A 13081-nucleotide genomic window follows, 5' to 3' on the forward strand; every position below is an offset into this window, starting at 1 on the left:
TGCCTCGGCTGGGAAGCGGCAAATGTGCCGGCTCCGCAGCATGGCGGCGCAGGCGTGACCGTGCGGTCACGCCACGGCGGCGTCAGTCCGCAGACCACCTCGCTTCGAGCCTGCGGAACGACGCCGGCAAGGTAATGCCCTGCGCGTCGTAGTCGTGCGCCTCCACGCCGTCGACGTGCACGCGCTGCGGCCGGGTGCGCTGTGGCCACGCGAGATGCACGGTGCTGCCCGCACGCAATCCGTCGCCGAGTTCGACCTCGAGCCGCCCGGCATCGCCACGCGCCTGCAGGGTCAATGGCCCGTAGGCGGTCGGCAATGCATCGAGTCGCAGTCCCGCGCCCGGCACCCAGTCGAGCGGCGTGCCGGGCAGCAACTGCAGCACCGTGTCGTCCTCGCGCATCAGCATGCCGAACACCGCACGCGCGTATTCGGCGCCGATCCAGGTGTGCGGCATGTCGCCGAGATAGCGCGGGAACCGCAGCCGCGAATGCACGACCTCGCCCCAGACATGCCAGGGCTGCGGGCGCCGGTCGTCGAGCATGCGCGAGAGCATGTCCCACGCGGCATCCGGCTGGTCCAGATGGACGAAGGTCAGCACGTTACGCAGTTCGTATGGGGAGTACGCATACAGCGCATCGGGCGCGCCATTGCGGCGGAAGTCGGCGAGATAGCGATCGAACGTGGTGCGCAGCGCATCGGCGGGCAACAGGTCCTGCTGCCCTGTGGGATCGAGCGCGATCGAGACGCTGGTGGGATCGTTGCCACCGAGATCGGCAGCAGCGGGCACGGTGTCCTGGCCGCTCCAGGCCATCGTCGCGCGAATCGAGGCGGCCACGTCGGCGCGCAGCGCGTCGTACTGCACGCGCGCCCAAGCGGCGGTCTCGGCGTCACCCAGCTGTTCGGCGAGCCAGGCGCCGTCGTGCCAGCCCTTGAGCGCCCAGTAATCGTCCCAGTAACTGTGCGTCGGACTGGAATAGCCTTCGTGGCTGATCGACGGCGCGATGATCCCGCGGAAGCGCTCTGGCGCCGCCGAGCCCGCCATGTATCCGGGCACCAGGGTGCGTTCGCGCAAGGTCTGCAGGAAACGCATCGCCGACGCCACCTGCGGCAGGTAGTCGCGGACGGTCTCCGGGCCGCCGTCGAGCCGCGCGACATCGGCCACCAGCGCGATGTACTGGCCCTGCGAGTCGAACTCGATATCCGAACCGTAGCCGGTGAAGAGTGTGCCGTCGTCGTTGATGATCGGCGAGACCAGACCCGAATCGCGCACCGCGTGGTCGGTGTACCAGCGCAAAAAATCACGTGCCACGTCGGCCTGCCCCATCCGCAGCAGCACCGCGGCGGTCGCCGCGCCATCGCGGATGAAGGAGCGGTCGTAGTTGCGCGGGCCCGGTTGCATCGCCTGGCCGGTGCGGTTGATCAGCATGTAGGCCGCCTGCGTGCGCAGCGCATCGACCATGTCGGCATCGGGCAACGCAATGTGCACATCGCCGAAGCGTGCGCGCCAGTCGTCGGCAACGTGTGCGGCCAGTGCATCGAAGCCCGCATCGGGCGTCGCGGCGACCTGCAGCGAGGCCGGCACCAGCGCCGGCGCCTCCGGCAGCGGGGCGTGGTTGCGGTCCGTGCGCGTGATGCCGAGCGGAAACGCGACGACGACCGATTCGCTGGCGCCGGGCGCGAGCCGCATGCGGTAGCCGAGCAGTGATGCGGCCAGGCCCGCATCGTCGTGCGCGGCCAGCGCATCGGGCGCGGTGCCGGCTGCGGCATGCGGCGTGAGTTCGCTCGCGCCGTCTTCGCCGAATGGCGCCGCGCCCTGGTGCGTCGGCGGGGTCAGCGATGTCAGCAGCGTGCGGTCGTTGACGCGGACCGCGGTACCGAGCGATTCGGCTGCGATCGCGATATCGCGTATCGGCGACAGGCCCCCGTTCTGCCACGGCGGATTCATCTGCATCGGTCGCACCAGCAACGACAGCGTGCCGTCGATCGCAGTCGCGCCGCGATTGGTCACGCGATGCCGCAGCAACGTGACCGGTTGACCGTCGAGCGTGGTGGTGAAGGTCTCGCTGCGCACCGCGATGTCCGGTGTCGCCGTCCAGTCGACCGCCGGCATCGGCATCCAGCGCTCGCGCAGCGTGTGCACCGGCGTACCGGTTGCCGCGCTGGCTGCGCCGCGCGCGTCGCGCCAGATCGCCTGCACCAGGGGCGCGCCCTTCCAGGCTTCGAGATTGCCCCACTCGTCGAAGATCGATTTCTGCAGGCCGCCATGCACGCCGACGACCGTCCAGTAGGTCTGCTGCATGCGCAGCGAGGGCGGAAACAGCGCCGCGGTCCCGCGCGCGGCGGCGGCCTGGTAGGCGCGCATCGGTGTCATCACTTCGCTCGGCCCGAGCAGACGCAGGCGCGCGACGGCCGGCGGCGCACCGTCCCCGGCGGACACGCGAAGACGCAGCTCGCGCGCCTCCAACGCGACCGGACTCGCCAGCGTCGACATGCCGCCTTCGCCGGGGAACGGATCGCGCGCCACGACCTGCCAGTCGCCCGCGGCGTCGCGGACCTCCAGCGTCGCGCCGCTGCGCGTGCCGGCCCATTCGACGCGCAGGCCTGCAGTGGGCTGCGGTGATGCGAACGACAGCGCGACGACGCCGTCATCGCCGTCCAGATCGACCGGCACAGGCGACTCGCCCGTGCGCCAGACGCGTGCGTTGTCCGGATCCGAAAGGCCTTCGATACGCGGTGCCTCGGCGACCGGCAACGGTTCGAACTCGAAGATCGACACACCCCAGTCAGACGTCCTCGGAAGCGCCGCCAGCCGCAGCCAGCGCGCACGCACCGGCGCGAAGAACAGCGTCTCGACGCCGCCGAGCGAATCCGCCTGCACATGCACATCGTGCCAGTCACCTTCGCGCTCGGCCGCCTGCAGCACGAAGCCTTCCGGATTGGCGAGATCCCAGCGGATGCGCACGCCGCCGATGTCGGCCGGGCGGCCCAGATCCACCTGGAACCAGTGGCCGGCACTGAACGCGCCGCCGGTCTTCGTGGCTGGATCACCGTCGATCAGGTGATCGATCGCCTCGGCCTGCACCTGCGTCGATGAACTCGTCGCCGTCCATGCCGCGCGCGGCGGCACGCCGTCCTGCGCGAACGCCGACGCGCCGACCAGCGCACACACCACACCACACAGCCATCGCACCCGGTTCTGCATCGCGCACCTGCCCTGTCTTCGCACGCCCTCCCCAGGGTCGCGACGCCGGCACGTGGACCGTCGCGACCGGGAGCGTAGCCGTTTTCAGTCGTGGCAGGCGCAGGCTTGGCCACGCCTTCCAGCACGCACGATTCCAGTGCTTGCACGCTTGCAATTCGACCCCCGCCCGGCTGAACACGCGGCCGGGGACGTGGCCTTGACCCGGCATCGGCGAGGCTTGGACCCCCGCGCACCGCGCTGCGACCGCACAGGACACCGAACGCATGGGCATGCTGATCGAAGGCCGCTGGGAATCCGACGACGACAAGCTCGTCAGCGAGGACGGCACGCTGCAACGGCCCGACTCGGCCTTCCGCAACTGGATCACGCCAGACGGCGCGGCCGGTCCGACCGGCGAAGGTGGATTCGCCGCCGAGCCCGGCCGCTATCACCTCTACGTGGCGCGCGCCTGTCCCTGGGCCCATCGCGCCGCGATATTCCGCGAGCTCAAAGGCCTGCAGGGGATGATCGGCCTGTCGGTCACACACTGGCTGATGGCCCACGACGGCTGGACCTTCGCCAGCGGTCCGGGCGTGATTGCCGATCCGCTGTACGGCGCCGAGACCGTCTGGCAACTCTACGTGCGCGCCGATCCCCACTACACCGGACGCGTCACCGTCCCGGTGCTGTGGGACACGCAGCGCGAGACCATCGTCAGCAACGAATCGGCTGACATCATCCGCATGTTCAACAGTGCCTTCGACGGCGTCGGCGCGACGCCCGGCGACTATGCGCCCGACGCGCTGCTCGGCGAGATCGATGCGGTGAATGCGCGCATCTACGACGGCCTCAACAACGGCGTCTACAAGGCCGGCTTCGCCACCAGCCAGTCGGCGTACGACGCCGCCGTGCGCGGTGTGTTCGAGACGCTCGACTGGCTGGAATCGCATCTGTCGGGACGGACCTGGCTGTGCGGCGACGTGCAGACCGAGGCCGACTGGCGGCTGTTCACCACCCTGCTCCGCTTCGACGCGGTCTACCACGGGCACTTCAAGTGCAATCTGCGGCAGCTCCGGGACTATCCCGCGCTGTTGGCCTATACCCAGCGGCTGTACGCCGAGCCCGCGGTCGCGCCGACGGTGGACTTCGATCACATCCGTCGCCACTACTACCAGAGCCATCGCCAGATCAATCCGACCGGCATCGTGCCGGCCGGCCCGGAACCGGTGTTTCCCGGCGCGGCTTGAATCGGCGCGGGTTGGCGCGTATCCGTTGAGCGCTCAGTCCGCAGGCACGACTTCGTAGAGTTCCAGTGGCAGACCGTCGGGATCGGCGAAGAACACGAAGCGCTGCCCCGTGTAGGGATCGACACGCACCGGCTCCAGCGCGACGCCACGTGCGGTCAAGCGTGCGCAGGCCGCGTCGATATCGTCGACGGCGAATGCGAGATGCCGCAGGCCGCGCGCTTCCGGCCGCGACGGTCGCGGCGGTGCATCCGGGAACGAAAACAGCTCGATCTGCCCGCCCTCCGGCAGGGCGAGATCGAGCTTCCACGACTGCCGTTCCTCGCGGAAATGCTCGGCCAGCACCCGCAGACCGAGCGTCTCGACATAGAACACCTTCGATACTGCGTAGTCGCCGCAGATCACCGCGACATGGTGGAGGCCGCGCAGCATCGTCAGGCCGGGACTTTCAGCGTGCGTGCGAACAGCGCCAGCATCTTCGACCAGGCGTCCCTGGCAGCCGCTTCGTCGTAACGCGGTGTGGTGTCGTTGTTGAAGCCGTGCTCGGTATCCGCCGGCTGGTACAGCGCGAACGTCTTGCCGGCCGCCTTCAACGCGGCTTCGTAGTCCGGCCACTGCGCGTTGACGCGGGCATCGTTGGACGCCAGCACCACCAGCAGTTCCGCGTTGATCTTCGGCACGTCCTCCAGCGGCGCCGCAGGTCCGTAGAACGGCACCGCAGCGCGCAGCGTCGGCAGCTGCGTCGCCAGCCAGTTGGCCATGCCACCGCCGTAACAGAAGCCAACAACGCCGAGATGACCGTTGCCGCCTTCGATGGTCTGCAGCCAGCCCGCAGCGGCGACGAAATCCTGCCGTGCCGTGTCCTGGTCCAGCGTGGCGAACAACGCACGCGCGGCGTCTTCCTCGCCCGGGTAACCGCCCTTCGGGAACAGCGCATCCGGCGCGAACGCGATGTAGCCCTCGAGCGCGATGCGCCGCGCGACGTCCTCGATATGCGGATTGAGGCCGCGGTTCTCGTGCACCACCAGCACCATCGGCAACGGACCGCTCGCGTCGGCCGGCTGCGCGAGATAGCCGCGGCCGCGGCCATTGCCCTTGGGCGAATCGAATTCCACGTGGCGCGTCTGCAGGCGGGCGTCGTCCGGCGCGATCTGCTGCGCACTCGCGAACTGCGGGCTCAGCGCGGCCAGCAGCCCCACCGCGCCCGCGGCGCCCGCGATGCGGCCCGCGCGCGTCAGGAAGCCGCGGCGATCGATCGCGCCGTGCACGTAATCGTCGAACAACGCGAGGACATCGGGATCGAAATCGCGTGCGGTCTGCTTCGGCGGCTTGGTCATGACGTGCTCCTGGGGCGGATCGGGCCTCGATGGTAATCGCCGCGCGTGACGTCCGGCGTGCGGCCTCCGCAACACCGCGCTGCACCGCAACAAAACTTCAATACATCGTCGTTAGCCTCCGGCCCCGGTCGCACGTCGGCCCATCGCGTCGCGTGCAAGCGCACGGCGTGCGCGTCCATCCGTCTCCAAGGGGAACACCTGGCATGAAGTCCTACCACCCGGCGCGCCGCGCGTCCGGGCCACGCCCGCGCTGCCTGAGCCGCAGCATCCATTTCCTTCTCGTCGGCGGCATGGTCGCCATGCCGACGCTCGCCCTCGCGCAGGACGCGCCGGCAGCCGACGACATCCAGGCATTGGACGCCGTCTCGGTCACCGGCAGCTACAGTCGCAGCCTCGAACAGGCTGTCGATCTGAAGCGCGACAACGTGGGCTTCTCCGATTCGATCGTCGCCACCGATGTGGCCGATTTCCCCGAACAGAATCTCGCCGAAGCGCTGCAGCGCATGCCCGGCGTCACCATCGAACGCAACAAGGGCCTGGGCTCGCGCGTCAACGTGCGCGGCCTGCCGTCCGACTACACGCACGTGTCGATCAACAATCTCGCCACCGCGTCGGGCAGCGGCGGCCGTGAGGTGGAGTTCGACATCTTCGCGTCCGAGATCATCCAGCAGGTCACCGTGCAGAAGTCGCCGACGGCCGCCGACGAGGAAGGCGGCATCGCCGGCTCGGTGAAGATCTCCACCGCGCGCCCGTTCGACTACAGCACGCGTCAGCTGGTCGGCTCGGTCGAAGGCGCGCACAACTCGATCTCCGAAGAGACCGATCCGAAGATCTCCTTCCTCGCATCCGACACCTGGGGCGACTGGGGCGCGCTGGTCTCGTTCTCCAAGGCCAAGCGCACGAACCGCACCGACGCGACCTCGGGCATCAATTTCCGTCCGATGTCGCGCTTCCTCGGCGCGTCGGGCGTGCGCGGATCGCAGGCCGAAGCCGTGATCGAGCGTGATACCGGCCGGCAGATCGGCGACCGCACCGACACCGCCGAATCGAACCTGATCGTGTTCCAGGACAAGGTGGGCGACCGGGTGTTTCTCAACGAGCAGGACAAGTGGGGCGCGACCGCCTCGCTGCAGTTCAAGCCCAGCAATGACTTCAGCCTGACCTTCGACGCGCTGGTCGGCGGCTACGATTCCAACGAAGACGAATACGATGCGGCCGCGTATTCCGCGTCCAGCCGCAGCACGCTCGAAACCATTCACGAGTACGACGAGACCACGCTGGCCGAGCACGGCATCCTGGTGTTGCGCGACGTGTCCTACACCGCAACGCAGCACGAGTTCCTGAGCAAGGAACGCCGTAACGAAACCGATTTCCGCCAGTACAGCGCGGCGCTCGACTGGCGCGGCGACACCTGGACCATCGAAGCCCTGCTCGGCTATTCGGGCGCGAAGAAGTCGCTGGACTACGCGAACCTCAAGCACGTCGCCTACGCGCCGTCGCGCACGCGCTGGAACGGGCCGAGCGGTGAAACGATCCCGAGCGCGTCGTCGAACGGCTTCGACATGTACGACTCGCCCGAGCGCTACCTGTTCGAGGCCTACGAGACCACGCTCGAGCAGATCAACGACGACAAGTACGCCGCGCAGGTCAACGTCGGCAAGACGCTGGATCTCGCATTCCTGCCGGCGCTGCGCGGCGTGCAGTTCGGCGCGCGGCACACCGACAAGTCCAAGGAACGCGAGTACGGCGAGGCCAAGATTGGCGGACCGTCAGCCGGCGACAACAGCTGGGTCAACACGCGCACCCTGGCCGACAGCCAGCTGCAGCCGATCGGCGACATCGTCCCGGGCGGCGCCTACACCGCGCGCGATCTCGACTGGCAGATGATCGGCAACGACTATGCGCGCGACACCTTCCGCTATGCCGGCTTCTCGACGCCGTTCGATGACAGCCAGTACTACCGCGTCGACGAACAGGCGACCGCGCTCTACGCGATGGCGGACGTGGCCTTCGATCTCGGCCGCGTGCCGGTCGACATCAACGCCGGCGTGCGCTACGTCGACACCTCGGTGACCTCGTTCGGCTATCACCCGGTGCAGAACCCGGACGGCAGCACCGGCTATACCGACACGCCCGTGTCGATGGACGGCGACTACAGCGACGTGCTGCCCAGTCTCAACATCACCGCCGAGCTGCGCGACGGCCTGCTGCTGCGCGCCGCTGCGTCGCAAACGCTGATCCGCCCGGCGATGACCGACATCGCCTACAAGCGCACGGCGAGCTGGAGTTCGTACCGCTTCACCGACGGCAACCCGGCGCTCAAGCCGACCTATGCCGACCAGTGGGAAGTGGGCCTGGAGCAGTACCTCGACAACGGCGGCCTGCTTGCCGCGTCCTACTTCCGCAAGAAGATCGACGGCGTGGTGATCAACGCGCTGACCGGCGTGGTCGAGGACGTACCGGTCTACAACGCCAACGGCACGCTCAACGGCATCTTCGATTTCGACGTCTACCAGCCAGTCAATGCGGCGGGTGCCTACGAGGTCGACGGCATCGAGCTGATCGCGCAGCTGCCGCTGACCATGCTGCATCCGGCGCTGGAAGGTTTCGGCATCAATGCCAACTACACGATGCTCGACAGCTCGCTGGCCGGTGAATCCGATCTCGGCATCCAGACGCCGATGCCCGGCCTGGCCGAGAAGACCTGGAACCTCACCGCGTACTACGAGAACGCGCGCTTCGATGCGCGCGTGTCCTACAACCACAAGAGCGAGTACGTGGAATCGATCGGCTACAACATGTATCCGATCTACCGCGACGGTTACGGCCAGCTCGACGTCTCCATCGGCCTGCGCCTGGCCGACAACCTCAAGCTGAGCCTCAAGGGCATCAACATGACCGACGAGGCGACGACCGGCTACACCATGGATCCGTCGTTCCCGACGATGTACGAACTGTCGGGCCGCCGCATCTCGCTGGGACTGCGCGCGGATTTCTGACTCCGGCTGCACGGGCAACACGGAAAGGGCCACCGCTTGCGGTGGCCCTTTCTTTTCTTAGCGACGTCGTTGAAGCAGATCCGGCTCTTGTTCGCGAAATTCAGGTTGCTCTGAGAGACGTCGAGGATCAGCCAAACCGAGCCGCATAGAAATCTGCCCCTTCCCCCGTACACGGGGGAAGGTTGGGATGGGGCGAACCGCCGGATTGCGGTACGAACGGGATGCGTGCCGCGTGGATTTTTGAATCGGCGGATCGACACGATGTGAACGTTCGCCCCCAACCCAACCCTCCCCCGCCATGCGGGGGAGGGCTTCAGATCACGGGCTGCTTTCGAGACTGGGCGACTTGGTCCCGCCTGCCCGATACCGCCTTCGAAATCCCCGGAATCAAACGGGCTGACACCGTCCGACCACTAGGTCGCTCAGCGATGCGCCATCGCGTAATCCAGTGCGGAGACGATCGAGACCACCTGCGCAGCGTTGCATTCCGCCGGTGTGGTACGCGGACTGTCGGGATAGACCTCGGTCGTGGTCACGTAACGCGCGCCGGTGATGCCGGCGCACAGGCCGAGTTCTTTGACCGGGTACTCGATCACGCCATGCGCGACGACGGGTGAGCCGATCATCTCGCCGTCGGCGTCGGCCGGCGCGATGTGCGTCACCCGCTCCACCGCAGCGATGACGGCCTTCTGGAATGCGGGCTGCGGGCGCACGCTGTCGTCGACCAAGTAGAACCCATCGGGAATGCCGCCCGGCTCGAACGGCAGACCGTCGCGCGCGGCAAGTGCGGGCCGGAACTCGGATTCGTCGGTGTCGGTGGTCTCGTGCAGGTCCACGTGCACCAGCACCTGATCGTGCAACGGCGCGAGCAGCGCGACCAGCGCGGCCGACTCTTTCGCCGCACTGCCTGCGCGGAACGAACGGTTGGGATCGATCGCGTCGATGTTCCAGCGCTGGATGTGCTCGTAGCCCCACGGACTGACGCAGGGCACGACCAGCAGATTGATCCGGCCAGCGTAGTGCGCGGCGGACTGCTCGACGAACTCGAGCGCGCCCTCGACGCCGCTCGTCTCGTAGCCGTGCACGCCACCGGTGACCACGCAGATCGGCAGATCGGGGTTCCAGTCGCGGCTGCGGATCGCGAGCAGCGGATAGCGTCGGCCGCCTGCATCGAGTGTGTCGTAGGTCTCGATGTCGAAGCGATCGCGCAGCGCATCCACGCGTGTCACGACATCGTCCGCGTGGCTGCGCTGCCGCACCTGACGGGCCCGCCACGCCGCGCGCTCGGTGTCGCCCCAGGGTTGGCCGGGGGTGCCGATCGGATAGAAAGCGGTCTGCTGCATGGCGTGCTCCGGTGCGGGAAAAATCGCCGGCACTCTAGCATCGCACCCGAACCCCAGGCTCAGAGCGGCTCGGGTCGCCCGTACAGATAGCCCTGCGCGTACTGGCATCCGAGTTCGTCGAGCATGTCGCGTTGCGCCTGTGTCTCGACGCCTTCGGCGATCGTGTCGATGCCGAGCGTGCCGGCGAGCGCGAGGATCGCGCGGACCAGGGCGAGGCTTTCGGCATGCAGATCGCTGCCGAGCCCCTGCACGAAACTCTGGTCGATCTTCAGCGCGTGGATCGGAAACCGGTGCAGGTAGGACAGCGCTGAGAAGCCGGTCCCGAAATCATCCAGCAGCACAAGCACACCCCGTTCGCGCAGCTGACTGAGCATGCGCAGCGCTCGTGGAGCGTCGTCGAGCAATGCGACCTCGGTGATCTCGATGCGCAGGCGCGACGGATCCGCGCCCGCACTTTCGAGCAGGGCCAACAGACGTTCGACGAAATCATCGGAGCGGAAATGCCGCGGCGAGACATTGATCGACACGTAACCCGGGCAGTTCGAGTTCGCCATCACACCGACGACCTTGCGGTACATCAGCCAGTCGACCTGTTCGATCAGCCCGCTGTCCTCGCCCACGCCGATGAAGTCAGCTGGAGGCAGGATGCCGTGCAGTTCGTGGCGCCAGCGCAGCAGCGCCTCGTGGCCGATCACCGCACCGTCGGACAGCCTTACGATCGGCTGGAAGAACGGCTCGAACGCATCCTGCAGGATCGCCCGGCGCAGATCCGCTTCCAGATCGAGCAGACGCGTCGCCTCGGCACGCATCGCTTCGTCGAAACGTTCGCTGCGGTCCCGGCCGCAGGCCTTGGCGCGATACATCGCCGCGTCCGCGTCGCGCAGCAGGCCGTCGCCATCGGCGCCCGCATGCGACATCGCGATGCCGATGCTGCCCGAGGGATACAGCTCGCGCCCCGCCACCCACATCGGCCGCGACAGCGTCGCCAGCAGCGCGGCGGCCATCGTGTCGGCGACGCAAGCGTCGTCGACGCCGCCCAGCACCAGCGCGAACTCGTCGCCGCCCAGGCGCGCGGCCATGTCCTGCGGACCGAGCAGTGCGGAAATACGCTGCGCGATCTCGACCAGCATCGCGTCGCCCGCCGCGTGGCCGACGCTGTCGTTGACCAATTTGAAGCGATCGAGATCAAGGAACAGCACGGCGAATGGCTCCTGCCGGCTCTCCGACGAGGCCAGCGCGGCATTCAGGCGTTCGAGCAACTGCACGCGGTTCGGCAGGCCGGTCAGCGGATCGTGACGCGCCTGATGCACAAGCCGCTGTTGCGCACGTACGCGTTCGCCGATCTGCGCACGCAGTTCACGATTGGCTTCTTCGAGTTCACGGGTGCGTGCGTCGACGCGGAATTCGAGTTCGGTGTGTGCTGCCTTCAGCGCTTCCTGCGCGCGCTTGCGCTCCAGCGCGCTGTCGATGTGATGTGCAACGAAGGTCAGCAGCGCCTGGTCGCTGTGCGCGAAGCTGATCTGCGGGTCGTAACTCTGCACTGCGATCGCGCCGACCGGCCGGCCATCGCGACTCAACGGCACGCCCAGCCAGCACTGCGCGTGGGTGCCGCGGCTCCGCAGCTCGCCGCTGGCCTCCAGCAGCACGATGCTCTCGCGCCGCGCGAGCAGAGGCTCACCAGTGTCGATGACATATTCGGTGAGACCGTTGGCGCGTTCGCGCGGACGCCGCGCCACATCGCGTTCGTCGACGGAATACGGGAACTCGAGGCGCTGTCCGTCCTGACTCAGCATCGCGATATAGAAGTTCCGCGCGTACAGCAGCTCGCCGACGATCGCGTGCAGGTCCGCATAGAAGCGTTCGACGCTACCGGCGGCCACCGACAGTTCGCTGATCCGGTACAGCGCCCGCTGCAGCCGCTCGGCACGTGCGCGTTCGGCGATCTGCGCCTGCAAACCGAAGTTGGCCTCCTGCAATTCCTGGGTGCGTGAATCGACGCGGCGCTCCAGTTCCGCATGCGCCTGCTTGCGGTCGAGCGCGGTGAGGATGTGCTGGGCCACGAATTCGAGCAGCGCCCGGTCGTCCTGGCTGTATCGATCGGGCCGGTCATAGCTCTGGACGACGATCGCGCCGCAGACGCGGCCATCGCGCCGCAATGGCACGCCCAGCCAGTCCGCGCTGTCGGGTCCGTGCAGCAGATTGCCGTCGTCGACGCCATGGGCACGTCGCAGCTGCGCTGACGGACCGAGCATCGGCTGGCCTCCGCGCAGCAGCGCGATGGTCAGACTGTTGGGCATGTCGTCGACATGCAGCTCCTGCTCGGGGTCGGCGACCCAGGGATCGAGCGCATCGACGAAGTAAAGGAAGCGCAGCGTCTCGCTAAGGTCGTCGTAGAGGACGATGTAGAAATTCTCGGCTGTCATCAGTCCGCCGACGACGCCATGGATGCGCGCCAGCACATCACTCATCTCCAGTGATGAGCCCGCCAGGTCGGCGATTTCGTACAGCGCCTGCTGCAGCCGTTCGGAGCGTCGCAATGTCGCGACGATGCGTTCGGTGGCCAACGCACCGAGCGCGGCGAACAGGCTGTTGGCCGCCAGACGCATCCAGGCCGCGCACACCGCATCACCCTGCCCCGCCTTTATTGCAACCGCGACACGCGCGCCGCCACGTTCCGATCGATGCAGGCGCACAGCTGCATCGTTGACCGCATCGTCATCGAGTGCTGCCGTCGCGGCGTCCGCCAATGCTGCCGATGCGGCTCGCGCATGCACCGCGCCGCGGCTGCCATCGGGGCAATGCCAGGCAATCGCCACCGGCAGACCGCCTGGCGCAGTGGCGAGAATGTCCCACGCGCGTGCAGCCGCGCCAGGTGGCGGCTGGTATGGCGGATCCGGGGACTGACGATCGGACACGTGGTCTTGCCTGGGTGTTTCCGAGGCGAGCATAACCAAATCCTCACACCGACCCCGTGCGT

7 protein-coding genes are annotated in these 13081 nt (G+C 67.6%); 2 read left to right on the top strand and 5 right to left on the bottom strand.

The window, feature by feature from the left end; genetic code table 11:
* Nucleotides 1-82 precede the first annotated feature (82 nt).
* Nucleotides 83-3202 (bottom strand): discoidin domain-containing protein, encoded by a 3120-nt coding sequence (locus ACZ9YD_RS07800; RefSeq protein WP_465074554.1) that lies wholly within the window; start codon nucleotides 3200-3202, stop codon nucleotides 83-85.
* 263 nt (nucleotides 3203-3465) lie between these two features.
* Here ACZ9YD_RS07800 and ACZ9YD_RS07805 point away from each other — a divergent pair, with 263 nt between their 5' ends.
* Entirely contained in the window at nucleotides 3466-4428 is a 963-nt protein-coding gene (locus tag ACZ9YD_RS07805; RefSeq protein ID WP_465074555.1) for a glutathione S-transferase family protein, read from the top strand.
* Nucleotides 4429-4461: 33 nt separating this feature from the next.
* On the opposite strand, the gene gloA2 is transcribed toward ACZ9YD_RS07805, so the two are convergent.
* Together gloA2 and ACZ9YD_RS07815 are read right to left on the bottom strand one after the other, a co-directional pair.
* The gene (gene gloA2, locus ACZ9YD_RS07810; RefSeq protein WP_465074557.1) at nucleotides 4462-4857 is read right to left on the bottom strand and encodes an SMU1112c/YaeR family gloxylase I-like metalloprotein; all 396 of its coding nucleotides are present in this window, start codon (nucleotides 4855-4857) and stop codon (nucleotides 4462-4464) included.
* 2 nt (nucleotides 4858-4859) lie between these two features.
* Nucleotides 4860-5762 carry a dienelactone hydrolase family protein gene (locus ACZ9YD_RS07815; RefSeq protein WP_465074558.1) on the bottom strand — a complete coding sequence of 301 codons (903 nt, stop codon included), beginning with the start codon at nucleotides 5760-5762 and terminating at the stop codon, nucleotides 4860-4862.
* Nucleotides 5763-5965: 203 nt separating this feature from the next.
* Here ACZ9YD_RS07815 and ACZ9YD_RS07820 point away from each other — a divergent pair, with 203 nt between their 5' ends.
* Nucleotides 5966-8761: a TonB-dependent receptor gene (locus ACZ9YD_RS07820; RefSeq protein ID WP_465074559.1), complete on the top strand. Its 2796-nt coding sequence runs from the start codon at nucleotides 5966-5968 to the stop codon at nucleotides 8759-8761.
* A gap of 422 nt (nucleotides 8762-9183) precedes the next feature.
* On the opposite strand, the gene ACZ9YD_RS07825 is transcribed toward ACZ9YD_RS07820, so the two are convergent.
* Both ACZ9YD_RS07825 and ACZ9YD_RS07830 read right to left on the bottom strand, forming a co-directional pair.
* Nucleotides 9184-10104, bottom strand: coding sequence for a M14 family metallopeptidase (locus ACZ9YD_RS07825; protein ID WP_465074560.1), 921 nt, complete (start codon nucleotides 10102-10104; stop codon nucleotides 9184-9186).
* Nucleotides 10105-10163: 59 nt separating this feature from the next.
* Complete coding sequence (locus ACZ9YD_RS07830; protein WP_465074562.1) at nucleotides 10164-13019, bottom strand: EAL domain-containing protein; 2856 nt, start codon at nucleotides 13017-13019, stop codon at nucleotides 10164-10166.
* Nucleotides 13020-13081 lie beyond the last annotated feature (62 nt).

The organism is Luteimonas sp. AC640a, from assembly GCF_979256585.1.